The organism is Thiococcus pfennigii (assembly GCF_016583835.1).
GTDB classification, from domain to species: Bacteria; Pseudomonadota; Gammaproteobacteria; order Chromatiales; family Chromatiaceae; genus Thiococcus; species Thiococcus pfennigii.
Window position 1 is genome coordinate 38332 of record NZ_NRRW01000025.1, and the last position, 16297, is coordinate 54628.

Below are 16297 nucleotides of genomic sequence, written 5' to 3' on the forward strand. Positions count from 1 at the left end.
TTGCGGCGAATGTGGAAAAATGGCGACGCTAATCAGCAGGGTGCGCGGCCTTGATCGATTCGGACGGTTTCAGACCCAATGTGGGGATCATCATCTGCAACGACCAGCAGCGCCTGTTCTGGGGGCGGCGGGTCGGGCAGAATGCGTGGCAGTTCCCGCAGGGTGGGATCCGGGCCGACGAGGTCCCGATCGAGGCCATGTATCGCGAACTCGAGGAGGAGGTCGGCCTGCGACCCTGTCAGGTCGAGGTCCTCGGGTACACGCGGCGCTGGCTTCGCTACCGCCTGCCCAAGCGCTTCATCCGCCGCCACTGCGGGCCCGTCTGTATCGGCCAGAAACAGATCTGGTTCATGCTGCGGGTCAATTGCGGCGAGCAGGCCTTCTGCCTCGACCACACCGAAAAGCCGGAGTTCGATGCCTGGCGCTGGGTGAAGTACTGGCAGCCATTGCGCGAGGTCGTCTACTTCAAGCGCCATGTCTACCTGCAGGCGCTCGAAGAGCTGGCCCCGCTCGTCTATCCGGACGGGGTCCCCGAGCGGCGGGACTGTCCATCCGGGCAGGTCGGCCTTCTTGGCCACGGGCACCGTTGATCCTCGGAATCATCCGCCAGGGTCTGGTGTCGCCGGTTGCGTCCATGGCGATCGGTTCCTTCCGAAGGATGAAATCTCCGCCTCGGCTGCGTTAGTGCGGCGCGCCTGGCGCTGCCGCCAACCCGCGCCTGCCGCTCGGTACCAGGGCCGACGGTGCCCTCGGTGCCGTCTGCGGGCAGACCCCGCAAGACCTGGCGTCACCGCCGGATGACAGGGGTGTTTTCACGGTATTTCCGTCAGTGAGGGTCAATGCTCGAGCCGCTGCGTCGCATCGTCCAGAAAGTCAACCAGGCACCCGACCTGGAGCAGGCCCTCGAGGTTATCGTCCAGAGCGTCAAGCAGGTTGTCGGGGCCGACGTCTGCTCGGTCTACCTGACCGATTTCGAGGCCCGCGAGCACGTCCTGCAGGCCACAGACGGCCTGGATCCGCGCTCGGTCGGCACCGTGCGGTTGCCGCTGAACCGCGGCCTGATCGGGCTGGTCTGCGAGCGGGCCGAGCCGATCAACCTCGATGACGGCTCCCAGCACCCGCGCTACGTCTTCGTCAACGACACCGGCGAACAGCAGTTCCGCGGCTTCCTCGGCGCGCCGATCATCCAGAACCGCAAGGTCCTCGGCGTGTTGGCGCTGCGCCAACGGGCGCCGCGCCGCTTCGGCGATGACGAGGTCAACTTCGTCGTCACGCTGGCCGCGCAACTGGCCGGGGCCATCACCTTCGCCCGCATCAGCGGCGAGCTCGCCCGCCTGCAGGATGCGAACGGGCTGCCCAACCACTTCCTCCAGGGGTTGGCCGCCTCGCCGGGGCTCGCGATCGGCACGGCCGTCGTCGTCTATCCGCTCGCCGATCTCGATGCGGTGCCGGACAAGGCGATCGCCGAACCCGGTGCCGAGGCCGAGCGCTTCCTGGGCGCGATCAACGATGTGGCCGAGGACCTCGAGCAACTCTCGGTGCGCTTCTCCGGGGCGCTGAGCCTCGAGGACCGGGCGCTCTTCGATGCCTGGCGGATGATGCTCGAGAGCGATGTCCTGGTCGATAACACGCTGGCGCGGATCCGGGCCGGCAACTGGGCGCCCGGCGCCCTACGGGCGACCATCTGCGAGCACGTGAAGGTCTTCGATCAGATGGAGGACGGCTACCTGCGCGAGCGCGGCGCCGACGTGCGCGACCTCGGGCGGCGCATCCTGATGCATCTACAGAACCTGAGCGCGCAGCCGATCGCCTACCCGCCGGCGACCATCCTGGTCGGCGAGGAGCTGAGCGCGATGCAGATCGCCGACGTGCCGCGCGAGTCCCTCGCCGGGGTCGTCTCGACGACGGGCTCGGGTTCCTCGCACGTCGCCATCCTCGCTCGGGGCCTCGGGGTGCCGGCCGTGATGGGGGTCGGCGAGCTGCCGGTCGGTCGCGTCGACGGTCGCGAGATCATCGTCAACGGCTACCGCGGGCGCATCTACGTCGCCCCGCGCGAGGCCATCAAGACCGAGTACCGCCAGCTGATCGAGGAGGAGCGGGTCCTGACCTCGGAGCTCGAGGGGCTGCGCCACCTGCCCGCCGAGACGACCGACGGCCATGTCCTCCCCCTGTATCTGAATACCGGCCTCGTCACCGAGGCGCGCCCGCTCGGCATCGAGGAGTCGGCCGGGATCGGCCTCTATCGCACCGAGCTGCCCTTCATCGTGCGGGATCGTTTCCCGGGCGAGGAGGTGCAGATGAACATCTACCGCGAGATCCTCGCGGCCTTCGCCCCGCGCCCGGTGACGATCCGCACGCTCGATATCGGCGGCGACAAGCCGCTGCCCTATTTTCCGGTCAGCGAGTCGAACCCGTTCCTCGGCTGGCGCGGTATCCGCATCACCCTCGATCACCCGGAGATCTTCCTGACCCAAGTGCGGGCGATGCTGCGTGCGGCGATCGGGTTGGGGAACCTGCGGATCCTGTTGCCGATGATCAGCACCGTCGGCGAGGTCGAGGAGGCGCTGAAGCTGATCAAGCGGGCCCACGCTGAACTGCGCGACGAGGGCATGGCGGTGGCGCTGCCCCCGGTCGGGGCGATGATCGAGGTGCCGGCGGCCGTCTACCAGGTCGGGTCGCTGGCCAAGCGGGTCCAGTTCCTGTCGGTCGGCACCAACGACCTGACCCAATACCTGCTGGCCGTCGACCGCAACAACAGCCATGTCGCCGCGCTCTACGACGAGCTGCACCCGGCCGTGCTGAGGGCGCTGATGGAGGTCGTCGACGGCGCCCGGGCCGAGGGTGTCGAGGTCAGCATCTGCGGCGAGATGGCCGGCGATCCGCTGGCCGTCGTGCTGCTGCTCGGCATGGGCGTGCACAGCCTGAGCATGAGCGCCGGCAGCCTGCTGCGGGTCAAGGCCGTGATCCGCAGTCTGAGCCGGGCGCGTGCGAGGGAATGCCTGACGAGCGTCCTGCCGCTCGAGGACGCCGCCTCGGTACGCCGGCGCCTGCTCGAGGCGATCGAGGAGATCGGCCTCGGTGGTCTGACGCGTCCGGGGCGCTAGTACCTCGTTCCACCTTATTTTGCATTCTCAGAGACCCCCAAACGTGGCGATACAAGGCGCAGCCCGCAGGGAATAGCCATTCTATTTCCAAGGCCTGCAACGCCGAATCGGCGCGTTTGGGGGGCTCCCTTCGGGCGAGGCGAGAAGCGGCCGTCTGCGTTGTTGCGCGCGCTTGAAATAGAACGGGCTATTCCTGCGCTCGCGCGCCTAGCATCCGGCCGCTTCTCGTCTCGCTGAGGCTGCAAAATAAGGTAGAACGAGGTACTAGACGAGGAACGGGACCAGGGAACGATTCGAGAATCAGCGGTAAAACTCGGTCCCTCGGGGCGCAATCGGACAGCCGGCAACGCGGCGCCCGGCAGAGGCCCATGTCGGATTACGGCGCGCGCTGGGCTGGTCCTTCTCGGCGACCGCCGCGCGGGCGCGCCTAATCCGACCGGGCCATGCCGGCCCTCGCCAGGGCCGTAGGTCGGGTTAGCCCCTCAGGGCGTAACCCGACGGCCGGCCACGCGGCGCTTGCGGAGGTCGGTGTCGGGTTACGGCGCGCACAACCGCTTCGTTCTCATCGAAGGTTGTGCCGGCGCGCCTAACCCGACCTACGGGCCGTGCCGGCCTTCTCCGGGGCCGTAGGTCGGGTTAGCCCCTCAGGGCGTAACCCGACGGCCGGCCACGCAGCGCTTGCGGAGGTCGGTGTCGGGTTACGGCGCGCACAACCGCTTCGTTCTCATCGAAGGTTGTGCCGGCGCGCCTAACCCGACCTACGGGCCGTGCCGGCCTTCGCCCGGGTCGTCGTCGGGTTAGCCCCTCAGGGCGTAACCCGACGGCCGGCTCAGGTCTCCGGCCTCGGGTAGGTCTCGAAGAGGTTGACTATCTGGACGACGCCGGGCACGTAGCGGACCTTGGCGATCACGGCCTGCGCCTCCTGGGGCGTCAACAGGCCCATCAGGTGGACGGTGCCGGCGGCGGTGACGACCTTGACCCGCGTCGGGTCGAAACCGGCGATCCGCACGCTCGCCAGCGCGACCTTGACGCGGCTGGTCAGGTAGGCATCCTCGCCTTGGCGCGCCAGGCTCGCGACGGGTCCGATCGTCACCTGGTCGACGACCTTCCTCACCTCGGGGATGCGGCTGGCCAGCTCGGCGTAGCGACGGCGGATCTCCTCGGTCTCGGCCTGCCCGGTCAGCAGCAGGACGCGGTTGTAACTGGTCGCCGAGATGCGGCTGTAGTCGGCGATCTCGGCGTTCTGGTTGTACCGCTCGAGCGCGGCCAGTTCGATGCGCTGGTCGGCGAGCATGATCTCCGTCGGGCGCCGGTCGTGGAAGACGGAGACGCCGACGGCGGTGCCGCCGATGATGGCCGGGGCACACCCGGCGAGCAGGCCGGCGCCGGCGAGCGCCGCGGCGAGCAACAGCATTGCGGCGACGGGGCGACCCAGCCGGGGCGGCGGGCGATGGCGGACAAGCGGGGAGGGGGGCGAGCTATTCATCCACACGGAAGGCATCCTGGATCCAGTCGATCGCATCCGGCCCGGTGATCGCGAGCACATCGAAGCGGCAGGGCAGACGCGTCGGGTGTTGTTGCAGATAGTGGCCTGCTGCGGCGGCGAGCCTTTGGCGCTTGCGCGGCCCGACCGTCTCGGCCGGGGCGGCGAAGCGCGCCGAGCGGCGATAGCGCACCTCGACGAAGACCAGGACGCCGCGGTCGGTCATCACCAGATCGATCTCGCCGAGCCGACAACGGTGGTTGCGCGCCACCAGGCGCAGACCGCGCGCCTCGAGGAAGCGGCAGGCCAGTCGTTCCTTTTCGGCCCCGAGCGCTGGGCGGCTGATGGGCAGTATCTTCATCCGGGTCCATCGGATCGGCGTCGCTCCGCCGGCGGGGACCGAGCATCGGAGCAGACCAAATGAGCAGTGATCGAGGCCGACTATACGTGGTCGCCACGCCGATCGGCAATCTCGCCGACCTCAGCCAGCGCGCCCGCGAGGTGCTGAGCGACGTCGCCGCGATCGCCGCCGAGGATACGCGCCACACCCGGCGGCTGCTGACGCACTGCGGCATCGCCGCCGAGCTGATCGCCTATCATGAGCACAACGAGGCGGCGCTGACGCCCCGCCTGCTCGAGCGGCTCGCGGGTGGCGAGGACCTGGCCCTGGTCAGCGACGCCGGGACCCCGCTGATCAGCGATCCGGGCTTCGTCCTCGTGCGCGCGGCGCGCGAGCAGGGCCTAACGGTCGTGCCGATCCCAGGCCCGAGCGCCGCGATCACGGCCCTCTCGGCCGCGGGCCTGCCGAGCGACCGCTTCCTCTTCGTCGGTTTTCCGCCGCGCACCGCGGCGCGCTGCCGCAGTTGGCTCGCCGACCTGGTCGACGAGCCCGGGACCCTGATCTTCTACGAGAGCGGCAAGCGCGCCGCCCGCACCCTCGCCGACCTGGCCGCCGTGCTCGGCGGTGCGCGCCGTGCCGTCGTCGCCCGCGAGTTGACCAAGCAGTTCGAGACCTTCCTCGAGGGCGACCTGGCGGGGCTCGCCGAGCGCCTCGCCGCCGACGCCGAGCAGCGCCTCGGGGAACTCGTGATCCTGGTCGCCGGTGCGCCGGCCGGCGAGGACGAGGCGGCCCGCCGCGAGCAGGCCCGGGTGCTCGGGATCCTCGCCGAGGCGTTGCCGCTGAAGCAGGCGGCCGAACTCGCCGCCCGCATCACGGGGGCGCGGCGCAACGACCTCTATGCCCTCGGCCTCACCCGTGTCCGCGAGGCGGGCAGCTGAGGGTCGGTCGTGCGCAGAGACAATTATCAATACAAATGCAAAAGATTATGATAATTGGACTTGCAAATAGTGCGGTAGTGGCTATCTTGCACAATCAAGACCGAGCAAAATGGTCGACAATAGACCGACGCGCCGGGGCCGCCTGGTTCCGGCCGCAGCGGCGAGGCCTACACCCGCTACCGAGGAACGAACGATGACCCGCGACGAGCAGATCAGGGCGCTGGAGCAGGACTGGGAGCAGAACCGCCGTTGGGGCGACGTGCGACGCGGCTACACGGCCGCCGATGTGGTGCGGTTGCGCGGTTCCGTGCAACCCGCCCATACGTACGCCGAGCGCGGCGCCGAGCGCCTCTGGCGCCTCCTCCATGGCGAGGCGAGGAAGGGCTACGTCAATGCCATGGGCGCGATCACCGGCGGTCAGGCCATGCAGCAGGCCAAGGCCGGCATCGAGGCCATCTACCTCTCGGGTTGGCAGGTCGCCGCCGACGGCAACACCTCCGAGACCATGTACCCGGATCAGTCGCTGTACGCCTACGACTCGGTCCCGACCATGGTGCGGCGCATCAACAACACCTTCAAACGGGCCGACGAGATCCAGTGGGCGAAGGGCGTCGGCCCCGGCGATGCGGGCTACATCGACTACTTCCTACCGATCGTCGCCGATGCCGAGGCCGGCTTCGGCGGCGTCCTGAACGCCTTCGAGCTGACCAAGAACATGATCGCCGCCGGGGCGGCCGCCGTGCACTTCGAGGACCAACTCGCGGCGGTCAAGAAGTGCGGCCACATGGGCGGCAAGGTGCTCGTGCCGACCCAGGAGGCGGTGCAGAAGCTCACCGCGGCGCGCCTCGCCGCCGACGTCTGCGGCGTGCCGACCCTGCTGCTCGCGCGCACCGATGCCGAGGCGGCGAACCTGCTGACCTCCGACGTCGATCCGAACGACCAGCCGTTCCTGACCGGCAAGCGCACCGCTGAGGGCTTCTACGAGGTCCGCAACGGCCTCGAGCAGGCGATCAGCCGCGGTGTCGCCTACGCGCCCTACGCCGATCTCGTCTGGTGCGAGACGGGCACGCCCGACCTCGGCTTCGCCCGCGAGTTTGCCGCGGCCGTGCTCGCCGACAACCCGAACAAGCTGCTCGCCTACAACTGCTCGCCGTCGTTCAACTGGCGCAAGAACCTCGACGACCGGGCCATCGCCCGGTTCCAGGACGAGATCGCGGAGATGGGCTACCGATTCCAGTTCATCACGCTGGCCGGCATCCACAGCATGTGGTTCAACATGTTCGACCTGGCCTACGACTACGCCCGCGGCGAGGGCATGCGCCACTATGTCGAGAAGGTCCAGGAGCCCGAATTCGCCGCGCGCGAGAAGGGCTACACCTTCGTCTCGCACCAGCAGGAGGTGGGCGCTGGCTACTTCGACGACGTGACCATGACGATCCAGGGTGGCGCCTCGTCGGTCACGGCCCTGACCGGTTCGACCGAAGAGGCCCAGTTCTCCGACCGCGATCACTGACCGGGTCCCCCTAGCGGGCGCCACGAACGGTCGCGGCGCCCGCGCGGGGCAGGGAGGCCCCGCCCTTTTTGCTGCGCCCCGTGCCCGCTCGGTCGGTCGGCAGTCGGACCGGCGGGGCCGAGCGCCCCGATAGGGCCTCCCCGTCGGATGGGCGCCGCCAGCCCACCGATCCCCGTGTGCGCCCCAGCCGGATGGGCCGAGCACAGCGATGTCCATCGGCGATGGCCTCCGGCGGAACAAGCCCCACGACGGCGCCCTGTTTTTCCGCCGCGATATCCACCACCTATCGGATATCCGCGTTGGATTTCGATTTTCCACGGACGAAGTCCAGGAACAGCTCCCATCCGTGGTTGCGAAGAGCTGTCTATGTCAACGCTTTCCGGCGCATTGGTTAGTGTCCCTGGTCGATCGTTGAGGGCTGTGCTGGTCTATTCGAGTGCCTGGGTCGCCGCCGGAATCGCGTCGCTCGTGATTCTGGTGCAGCACACCATGGGGCTCGATTACGATCGGCAACCCGTCTTGCTGGTCTTCTTCTTCGCGCTGGCCTTCTACAATCTCGACCGGATCGCGGACAGTTACCTGCAACCGAGCCCGGACAGTCAGGCGCAGGCATTCTTTCGCCATGGTTGGGGATGGCTAATTCTGGTGGCTGCAACTGTGGCGGTAGCGGTCTTGCTCATGCAATCCAACCGTACCGTCCTGCTGCTCAGTCTCGTCGGCATCGTGCCCTTGGCGTATGGGCTTCCCGTGATTCCGTGGCGGCGGTCGAAACGCCTCGTCTGGCGGCGTTTGAAAGATATTCCCGGTTCGAAGGCATGGGTCGTGTCTGGAATGGCTGCCTATGCCTTGGTCACCCTTCCGCTCGCCTATGCCGGTGCTCCGATCGGGCCGTCTGCGATCCCGACCTTTCTTTTCCTCTTTCTGTTTCTAGCAGTCAATGTCCACCTATTCGATATCCGCGATATCGAGTCGGATCGCCGGGCCGGGGTCGTCACCCTGCCTGTGCTCATCGGAGTGCGAGGGACGCGGCGGGCCTGCCTGGCGATGGTTTGGCTTGCCTGGCTACTGGTCGGGTCGGCGTGGATCGCAACGATTGCCGCCCCGCCGCCCGAGGTCGTCCTTCCCTGGTTGATCGCCACTGGTCTCGTCCTGTCGTTGGCGCGGCCGGACACCCCGAGGGGCTGGTATGACCTGAGGGTCGACGGGTCCCTGTTCTTGCCTGCCCTGATGATCGGGATAGCGCAGGTCGTGTAATCCTTGGCCGTCGACGACGGACGGCCGTAGGGCGGGAAAGCGCAGCGCATCCCGCCGCCCCCCGAATCGGGAGGCAGTACCGTAAGACGGGAAAGCGCAGCGCATCCCGCCGCGATGCCGATCGACGGGCGGGACCGCGGTCGGAGCCGTGTTGCCGGCCGTCGGGTTACGCCCCGCGGGGCTCACCCGACCGGCCCCGGCGACATCGGCACGGCCGCGTCGGGTCGGGCGGCGCCGGCACGGTAGACCAGGGAAGACAAGAGATCGTGCGCGCCCCGACCCGACGGGCGGCCGCCTGTTTCACGGCAACTCGGTCCTCGGCTCCGCCGTAGGCCGGCGCCTCCCACGCCTTTGCGCTGGTGCCGACCAACCCCATCTCCTGCGGACAGCCTCAGCCGGAGCCGCCGATGACCTTTCCGTTCGACAACAGCTACGCCAGGTTGCCGGAGCGCTTCTACCGGCGGCTCGCGCCCGTACCGGTCGCGGGGCCGCGCCTGGTCGCGCTGAACGAGGCCCTGGCGCGACAGCTCGGGCTCGCAGTCGAGGCTCTGCGCGCGCCCGCCGGGCTCGCCGTGCTGGCCGGCAACGCGGTCCCTGAGGGGGCCGAGCCCTTGGCCATGGCCTATGCCGGACATCAGTTCGGCGCCTTCGTGCCCCAGCTCGGCGATGGCCGCGCCATCCTCCTGGGCGAACTCGTCGCCCCGAGCGGCGAGCGCTTCGACGTGCAGCTCAAGGGTTCGGGCCGCACCCCCTTCTCGCGCTCGGGCGACGGGCGGGCCTGGCTCGGTCCGGTCCTGCGCGAGTACCTGATCGGCGAGGCGATGCACGCCCTCGGCGTCCCGACGACCCGCGCGCTCGCGGCCGCGGCGACCGGCGAGCCGGTCTACCGCGAGACGGCCCTGCCCGGCGCCGTGCTGACCCGCATCGCCCGCAGCCATGTGCGGATCGGTACCTTCGAGTACTTCAGCGCGCGCGACGACCGGGAGGCCCTGGGCCAGCTCGCGGACTATGTCATCGCCCGGCACTATCCGGACGTGCGCGACGCCGAGCGGCCCTATCAGGCGTTGCTCGAGGCCGTCATCGGGCGCCAGGCCGAGCTGGTCGCCCAGTGGCTCGCCGTCGGCTTCATCCATGGCGTCATGAACACCGACAACACCTCGATCGCCGGCGAGACGATCGACTACGGCCCCTGCGCCTTCATGGACGCCTATCACCCCACCACTGTCTTCAGCTCGATCGACCACCAGGGGCGTTATGCCTACGGCAACCAGCCGCGAATCGCGCACTGGAACCTCGCGCGGCTCGCGCAGACCCTGCTGCCGTTGCTCGGCCCGAGCGAGGCGCAGGCCATCGAGGCGGCCCAGGCCGCGATCGATGCCTTCCCGGGGCGCTTCGAGCGGGCCTATCTCGATGCCTTCCGGCGCAAGCTCGGCCTGTTCGAGGCCCATGAAGACGATGCCGACCTGATCGGGCGGCTCTTGAAGGCGATGGCCGAGACGGGGGCCGACTTCACCAACGGCTTCCGCGCCCTCTGCGCGGCCGCCCTGGAGACCGACGGTCCAGCCCCGGCGCCGTTCGGCGACGGCGCCCTCGGCGCCTGGGTCGTGGACTGGCGCGCCCGCCTCGCCCGCGAGGCGGCCAACCCGGCGGAGCGCGCCGCCGGGATGCGCCGGGCGAATCCGGCGGTGATCCCGCGCAACCACCGCGTCGAGGCGACGCTGGCGGCCGCGGTCGATGGCGACCTCGCGCCCTTCGAGGAGCTGCTGCGGGTCGTGACCGACCCCTGGGAGGACCGCCCCGAGTATCAGCGTTACAGGCTGCCGCCCGAGCCCCACGAGGTCGTCCAGGAGACCTTCTGCGGGACCTGATGCACTGACGCGGGTGAGCGCCGCGCGATGATCGGTCGATGGGGCTTCTGACCGATGTGCGCGTGGGCAGGCCGCAGGTCGGCGAGCAGTTTCTCCGATATACTGCACCGGCGGGCGTCGTTGCGTGGCCGTTGGATCTCCGAACGGGCGCTAGCGCTATACTGAAGACCTGCGTTGCGAGGGATCGCGGATGGCCCACATCCAGCCGAATCACGACTCCAGCCGCTGGACATGGCGCCAGCCGCAAGAATTGGGCGCCCCTGGTACCCGGGCCCAGCGATGCCGCCCAGGCGTCACCTCCCCCGGCAGCTGGTTTCCGCGCGATGCCGAGTGACGCCCCGACTCGCTCAGTGGCCGTTGGCCATGCCCTCAATGCGGACAGCCGAGTCGCCGCCCGCATGGCGGCCAGGGACGCCCGCCAGCAAATGCCCCCCAATCATCAGCCTTCGTGGCTGCTGGTCTTCGCTGGCGGACAGCACGAGCCCGATGCGCTCCTCGGTGGGCTTCGCGAGGAGCTCGGGCCGCTGCCCGTCGTCGGCGGCTGCGGCGCGGGCCTGATATCGATCGCTGGCGCAAGCGCAACCGGCTACGAGTGCGGCATTCTGCTCTTTTCTTCAGCGCTCGAGCCGACCGCGATCCTGTGTGTCGATGGACTCGACCACGACGAAACGGATGCCGGACGCCGCTTGGGCGGCCGCCTCCGCGACTTGGATCTGCCTCCACGCGCCGTCGTCCTGTTGTTCTACGACTCGATCCGCAGCGCGCCGCCCCCGGTGCTGCACGTCGGGAGCCGGCTGCTCGAAGGGCTCTACGAAGGCTTGCGCGGCGACCAACCGCTGGTCATCGGCGCGGGCACGCTGGCGGACGTGGAGCTGTCCGCCTCGTACGTCTTCGACGGCCAGCAGGCCGTCAGGCATTCCGCGGTAGCCGTGGTCCTGCCGCCGTCCATCGCGGCCGATCACACCATCATGCACGGCTGCCTCCCCGCCAGCGATTTCCTCCAGATCACGAAGATCGATGGTGCCCGCGTGCTCGAGCTGGACGGCCGGCCAGCACTGTCCCTCGTGGCAGAGCGCTTGGGCCTGCCGCGCGCGGCGCTGCTCGCTCGCCAGCCGCTGCCTTCGCTCACGCTCGGGGAGAAGCTCGGTGATCCATACGCCCCGTTCAATGACAGTCAGTATGTCAACCGCTTGGTGATCGCCCTCGACCCGGCCGATGAGGCATTGGTCCTGTTCGAGGCCGACTTCGAGGTCGGCTCGCGCGTGCAGCTGATGAGCTACGAGCCGGACAGGATGATCGAGTCCGCCGCCGCGCAGACGCAGAGACTCCTCGCGACCACCGACCGCGACGCCGTCCTGTGTGGGATCTACATCGACTGCGCTGGTCGCTCGATGGCCTTCAGCGGGATGGAGGAGGATGAGTCCGCGCCCGTGCGCCAGCAAATCGGTGCCCTGTGCCCCTTCCTGGGCTTCTATTCCGGCGTCGAGATCGCACCCTTCCAGGGCCGGGCACGCCCACTCGACTGGACCGGCGTCCTGCTCCTGCTCTCTCATCGAGGATAGACAACGGCCATGGACGACCAGCACAAGGCGCTCGAGTATTTTCGTGCGCAGTGCGACGAGCTTGGCGCCAGGCTATTGCGCCTGCAGGAGGAGCTGACCCAGGCAAGGCGCAAGGCGCGACGCAGCCAGGCCTTGGCGCGCACCATCCAACAGCTGCATGCCTTCGCCGAGGACCTGGACGGCGCCGATCTGGGCGAGCAACCGCTCGGCGAGAAGCTGCTGATGCTGATGATCGAGCGGCTGCGGGTCGACCAAGCGGCGCTGTTGCGCTGGGATCGGGACATCGACCGCTTCGCGGTCATCGAGACCGTTGGCCTGACGCGCCAGGCCGTTTCGTCGATCGAACCCGCTGCGACGGGCACGGCGAAACCCGAGCCCGCGAACGATCTCCTCGAGCGACTGGGGATCGCGAGTGGTGCCTGGGTCGCCACGCCGGCGTTGGGCTGGGTGCTCGCGATCGGCCACCGTCGACGAGACACAGCACCGGAGCGCCCCATCGAGCCAGGCGACCAAGCCGTCGCCGAGGCCGCCCTGAAGGTCTTCGCCAACCTGATGGAGCGCCGGGTGATCACGACCGCCCTCCGCGAATCGGAGGCCAACTACCACGAACTCTTCGACAGCGCGCAGGACGCGATCCTGGTGATGGACACCAAGGGTACGACGGTGGTCGACGCCAATCGGCGCGCCTTCGAGTTGTTCGCCTTCTCTCGGGAGACCTTGCCATTCGTGCAGCCGGCGAACTGGGTGATGCCCGCCGATCTCCCGCGCTGGAGGCGCCTCTGGCGAGCCGTCCTGCGGGCGAGACCTCAGCAGATCGAGAGTCGGATGCACACCGCCGAAGGCCACGCGTTCTGGGCCGAGGTCACCCTGAAGCGCGTCCCTACCATGAAGCCGCGTATCCTCGCCGTAGCGCGCGACATCTCCGCCAGGAAGCGGGCCGAGGCCGAGGTGAGGCACCTGCAAGAGCGACTCGATCTCGCGCTCGAAGGCGCCGAGGTCGGCCTTTACGACATCAATGTGGAAACCGCAGAGATCATCTACGACGAGCGCTTCGTGCGCATCGTCGGCGGCGATTCCAGCAAAGTGCCGAGAACGATCTCCGACTGGCAGGCGTGCATCCACCCGGAGGATCTGCCCGCCGTCACGCGCCTGTTCGACGACACCCTCTCGGGCAGGTGTCCGAGGATGCAGCTCGAGTATCGCTTTCGACACCAGGGTGGGGTGTGGATCTGGCTGCTCGATCGCGGCAAGGGCTTCGACTACGATGACGCCGGACGCCCACGCCGAGCCGCCGGGACCTGCGTCGACATCAGCGACCGCAAGGTCAGCGAGGCCTCGATCCACCGGCTCGCGTACTATGATCCGCTGACGGACCTACCGAATCGACGGCTGTTTCTGGATCGATTGACGAATGCCCGAGCGGCCAGCCAGCGCGACGGCACCTTCGGTGCGGTCTTCTTTCTGGACCTCGACAACTTCAAGCAGATCAACGATGCGCGTGGTCACGAGGCCGGCGATCGGCTCCTGCAACAGGTTGCGGCGCGACTCGGTGCGCTGCTCCGCAAGCAAGACACGATCGCGCGGTTCGGCGGCGACGAGTTCGTCATCCTGATCACTGGCCTAGGCCGCTCGGAGACGGACGCATCGCGCTTCGCCAATCTCGTCGGCGAGAAGGTGCGCCGAACCCTCGTGCCGCCGGTTCGCCTGCCTGAAGGGGAGGCGAGCACATCCGCGAGTATCGGTATCACCCTGTTCCGCGGCCACGAGATCAGCGTCCACGACGTCCTGCGCCAAGCCGATACGGCCCTCTATCAGGCGAAAGACAGCGGGCGCAACTGCATCCGCTTCTTCGAGCCCCGGATGCAACGGGCGGTCGAGGAGCGCTTCAATCTGGAGCGCGAGTTGCGGCATGCACTGAGCCGCGATGAGCTGCGGCTGTATTATCAACCACAGGTCGATCGGGCCGGCCGCCTCGCCGGTGCCGAGGCGCTCGTGCGCTGGCATCATCCGAGCCGAGGGTTGATCTCCCCTTCGGCGTTCATCCCGCTCGCCGAGGAAACGGGACTGATCCTCCCGCTCGGTCGCTGGGTGCTCGCGGAAGCTTGCCGGTTCCTGGCCTATACGACCGCCTACGGCTGCGATCTGCAAGTCTCGGTCAATGTCAGCCCGCGGCAGTTCCACCGCTCCGACCTCCTGACGACCGTTCGCGAGACCATCGCGTACACCGGGGCCCCACCAGAACGCTTGACCTTGGAGATCACCGAGGGCGTTTGGATCGAGGATCTGCAGACTGCCGCCGAGAAAATGGCGGGGCTGAAAGGTCTGGGCGTGAACCTGTCCATCGACGACTTCGGCACTGGCTATTCCTCTCTGACCTATCTGAAACGGCTGCCGATCGACGAGCTCAAGATCGACCGCGGCTTCGTCCAGGACGTTCCCGGTGACACCAGCGATGCCGCACTCATCGAGGCGATCCTAGCCGTGTGTCAGCGTCTGCGGATCCGGTCCGTCGCCGAAGGGGTCGAGACGGTCGAGCAGCACCAATTCCTCCGCTCGCGAGGCTGCGACGCCTTCCAGGGCTACCTCTTCGGACGGCCGTCCCCGGAGGAGACCTTCGTGGAATCGGTGACGTCCTCCCCGAACTCGACGTCCAGACGCGTCAGCGGATAACGATGCGCGAAGCTCCGATCAATCTCAACCAGATCGAAAGCCACCTTTGGGAATCCGCCAACATCCCGCGGCCCGGTCGATGCGGCCGAAGTGGAAACATTAGATGGTCTAGCAAGCGAAGACCCATCGTCATGATGCTTGTCGGCAGTACTTTGCAAGCCGATAATTGGACTTACTTTTGGCCTTACCAAAAGAGGCTGCCCCATGACCATTGCTACCATTACCCTTTCCAGTAAAGGACAAATCGTCATCCCCAAGGAAATTCGTGATGAACTGCATTGGGAGCCCGGTACCGAACTGGAAGTGATCTCCACACCGACCGGCTTAACCGTGCGGTCCAAGAAACCCGCCGACCGGCTCAATCTGGCCGACTTGCGCGGAATGTTGAAGTACGATGGCCCGCCCATTTCCACCGAAGACCTTTGCAAACCGGTCGAACTAACCGATGAGGAATGTCAGGAATACCGGAAATGATCGCTTTGGACACCAATCTCCTCATTCGATTGGTGGTTGATGATAACGCGGCGCAAAGCGACCTCGCCGAACGCTTGGTGCGCGACCACCGGGTCTTTATCAGCAAGACCGTGCTGCTGGAATCCGAATGGGTGCTGCGGCACAGTTACCGCTTTGATCGTCAGCTCATCGCCCGGTTTCTGAAGCGGATTTTCGAGCCGTGGAACACAGTGATCGAAAATTCCGAACAGGTTGCCAAGGCCATCGAATGGTATGAAGCGGGCAGTGATTTTGCCGATGCCATGCATCTGGCCAGTAGCGGCACCGCGACGCTGCACACCCTTGATCGCAGATTTTGCAAAGCCGCGCGGGAAGCCGGTATCGCGCCGGAGGTGCGGGTTTGGGAGGTCTGACCCTAAAAACGGCAGTTGACCGCTTCATGATGGATTCAAGTCGCTGAAGCCGCGCTTTCGACTTCCGTGCTGACTTTTCGCCAGGACGGCCAATAAATCAGCGTCTCCCTAGGTGAAGGCCGCTAGGACGCCCGATGCGTAAGCGTCGAGGCCGCCAACGCGAAGGGCCACGGCACCGTGCGTCATTTCATCACCATCGCCTACCTCGTGGTCGGTAGGCTCAGCTCACCCACTTACCCGCCTCACCGTTCGACCTGAAACAGGCTCCCAACGCGTTTCGCCTGGCCGCGTAGCCACCGTACACCACCACGCTAAACGTAATAGAGCCTCAATGAGGCCGCGGCGAATCGCCGCGGAATTCAGGGCGCTGTGAATCTGCCGCCCGGTCAGCCGCATGCCGCTTCAATGAGGCCGCGGCGAATCGCCGCGGAATTCGCCGAACCAACGGTGTCCGGTCCCAAAAGCCAGGACCTGTTGAATGAGGTCCCCTCTCGGGGACCTGGCACGCCGTAGGCGAGCGCGGCACGTCTCCGGGTGGTTTTTCGACCCGCAGTGGATTGAGAGCCTCTGAAGGGGCGATCGAGAAACGCAAAAAAATCTCGCCATTCGAGCAAAAAAGACTTGACAAGAGGTCTCCAATGAGGTCGCGCTGTGTATTGTAAAACAATCACTTAGCGAGACTCATATGATCCTCGGTCG

12 protein-coding genes are annotated in these 16297 nt (G+C 67.2%); 10 read left to right on the plus strand and 2 right to left on the minus strand.

The genetic code is table 11. The features are described 5' to 3' along the window. Nucleotides 1-50 precede the first annotated feature (50 nt). Complete coding sequence (locus CKO41_RS10060) at nucleotides 51-590, plus strand: RNA pyrophosphohydrolase (protein ID WP_200254688.1); 540 nt, start codon at nucleotides 51-53, stop codon at nucleotides 588-590. 249 nt (nucleotides 591-839) lie between these two features. Beyond that, a complete protein-coding gene (gene ptsP / locus CKO41_RS10065; RefSeq protein ID WP_200382093.1) occupies nucleotides 840-3104 on the plus strand; it encodes a phosphoenolpyruvate--protein phosphotransferase in 2265 nt (754 codons plus the stop codon). Between the two features lie 829 nt (nucleotides 3105-3933). Here ptsP and CKO41_RS10070 read toward each other — a convergent pair. Further along, the gene (locus CKO41_RS10070) at nucleotides 3934-4518 is read right to left on the minus strand and encodes a BON domain-containing protein (protein ID WP_242464222.1); all 585 of its coding nucleotides are present in this window, start codon (nucleotides 4516-4518) and stop codon (nucleotides 3934-3936) included. A 64-nt stretch (nucleotides 4519-4582) separates the two neighbouring features. Beyond that, nucleotides 4583-4948, minus strand: coding sequence for a YraN family protein (locus tag CKO41_RS10075; RefSeq protein WP_200249598.1), 366 nt, complete (start codon nucleotides 4946-4948; stop codon nucleotides 4583-4585). A gap of 59 nt (nucleotides 4949-5007) precedes the next feature. On the opposite strand from CKO41_RS10075, the gene rsmI reads away from it, so the two are divergent. From rsmI to CKO41_RS10115, 8 genes are all read left to right on the plus strand, one after another. Further along, nucleotides 5008-5865, plus strand: coding sequence for a 16S rRNA (cytidine(1402)-2'-O)-methyltransferase (gene rsmI / locus CKO41_RS10080; RefSeq protein WP_200382097.1), 858 nt, complete (start codon nucleotides 5008-5010; stop codon nucleotides 5863-5865). A 193-nt stretch (nucleotides 5866-6058) separates the two neighbouring features. Continuing rightward, a complete protein-coding gene (gene aceA, locus CKO41_RS10085; RefSeq protein ID WP_200382099.1) occupies nucleotides 6059-7378 on the plus strand; it encodes an isocitrate lyase in 1320 nt (439 codons plus the stop codon). Between the two features lie 420 nt (nucleotides 7379-7798). Then, the gene (locus CKO41_RS10090) at nucleotides 7799-8632 is read left to right on the plus strand and encodes a UbiA family prenyltransferase (protein WP_200382101.1); all 834 of its coding nucleotides are present in this window, start codon (nucleotides 7799-7801) and stop codon (nucleotides 8630-8632) included. 407 nt (nucleotides 8633-9039) lie between these two features. After that, nucleotides 9040-10500, plus strand: a complete 1461-nt coding sequence (locus tag CKO41_RS10095; RefSeq protein WP_200382103.1) for a protein adenylyltransferase SelO — start codon at nucleotides 9040-9042, stop codon at nucleotides 10498-10500. A 425-nt stretch (nucleotides 10501-10925) separates the two neighbouring features. Then, nucleotides 10926-12062 (plus strand): FIST signal transduction protein, encoded by a 1137-nt coding sequence (locus CKO41_RS10100; protein WP_200382105.1) that lies wholly within the window; start codon nucleotides 10926-10928, stop codon nucleotides 12060-12062. Between the two features lie 9 nt (nucleotides 12063-12071). Further along, nucleotides 12072-14732 (plus strand): putative bifunctional diguanylate cyclase/phosphodiesterase, encoded by a 2661-nt coding sequence (locus tag CKO41_RS10105; protein ID WP_200382106.1) that lies wholly within the window; start codon nucleotides 12072-12074, stop codon nucleotides 14730-14732. A gap of 204 nt (nucleotides 14733-14936) precedes the next feature. Further along, entirely contained in the window at nucleotides 14937-15206 is a 270-nt protein-coding gene (locus CKO41_RS10110) for an AbrB/MazE/SpoVT family DNA-binding domain-containing protein (RefSeq protein ID WP_200382107.1), read from the plus strand. Next, the gene (locus CKO41_RS10115; protein WP_200382108.1) at nucleotides 15203-15598 is read left to right on the plus strand and encodes a type II toxin-antitoxin system VapC family toxin; all 396 of its coding nucleotides are present in this window, start codon (nucleotides 15203-15205) and stop codon (nucleotides 15596-15598) included. The genes CKO41_RS10110 and CKO41_RS10115 overlap by 4 nt, the downstream gene beginning before the upstream one ends. Nucleotides 15599-16297: the final 699 nt, after the last annotated feature.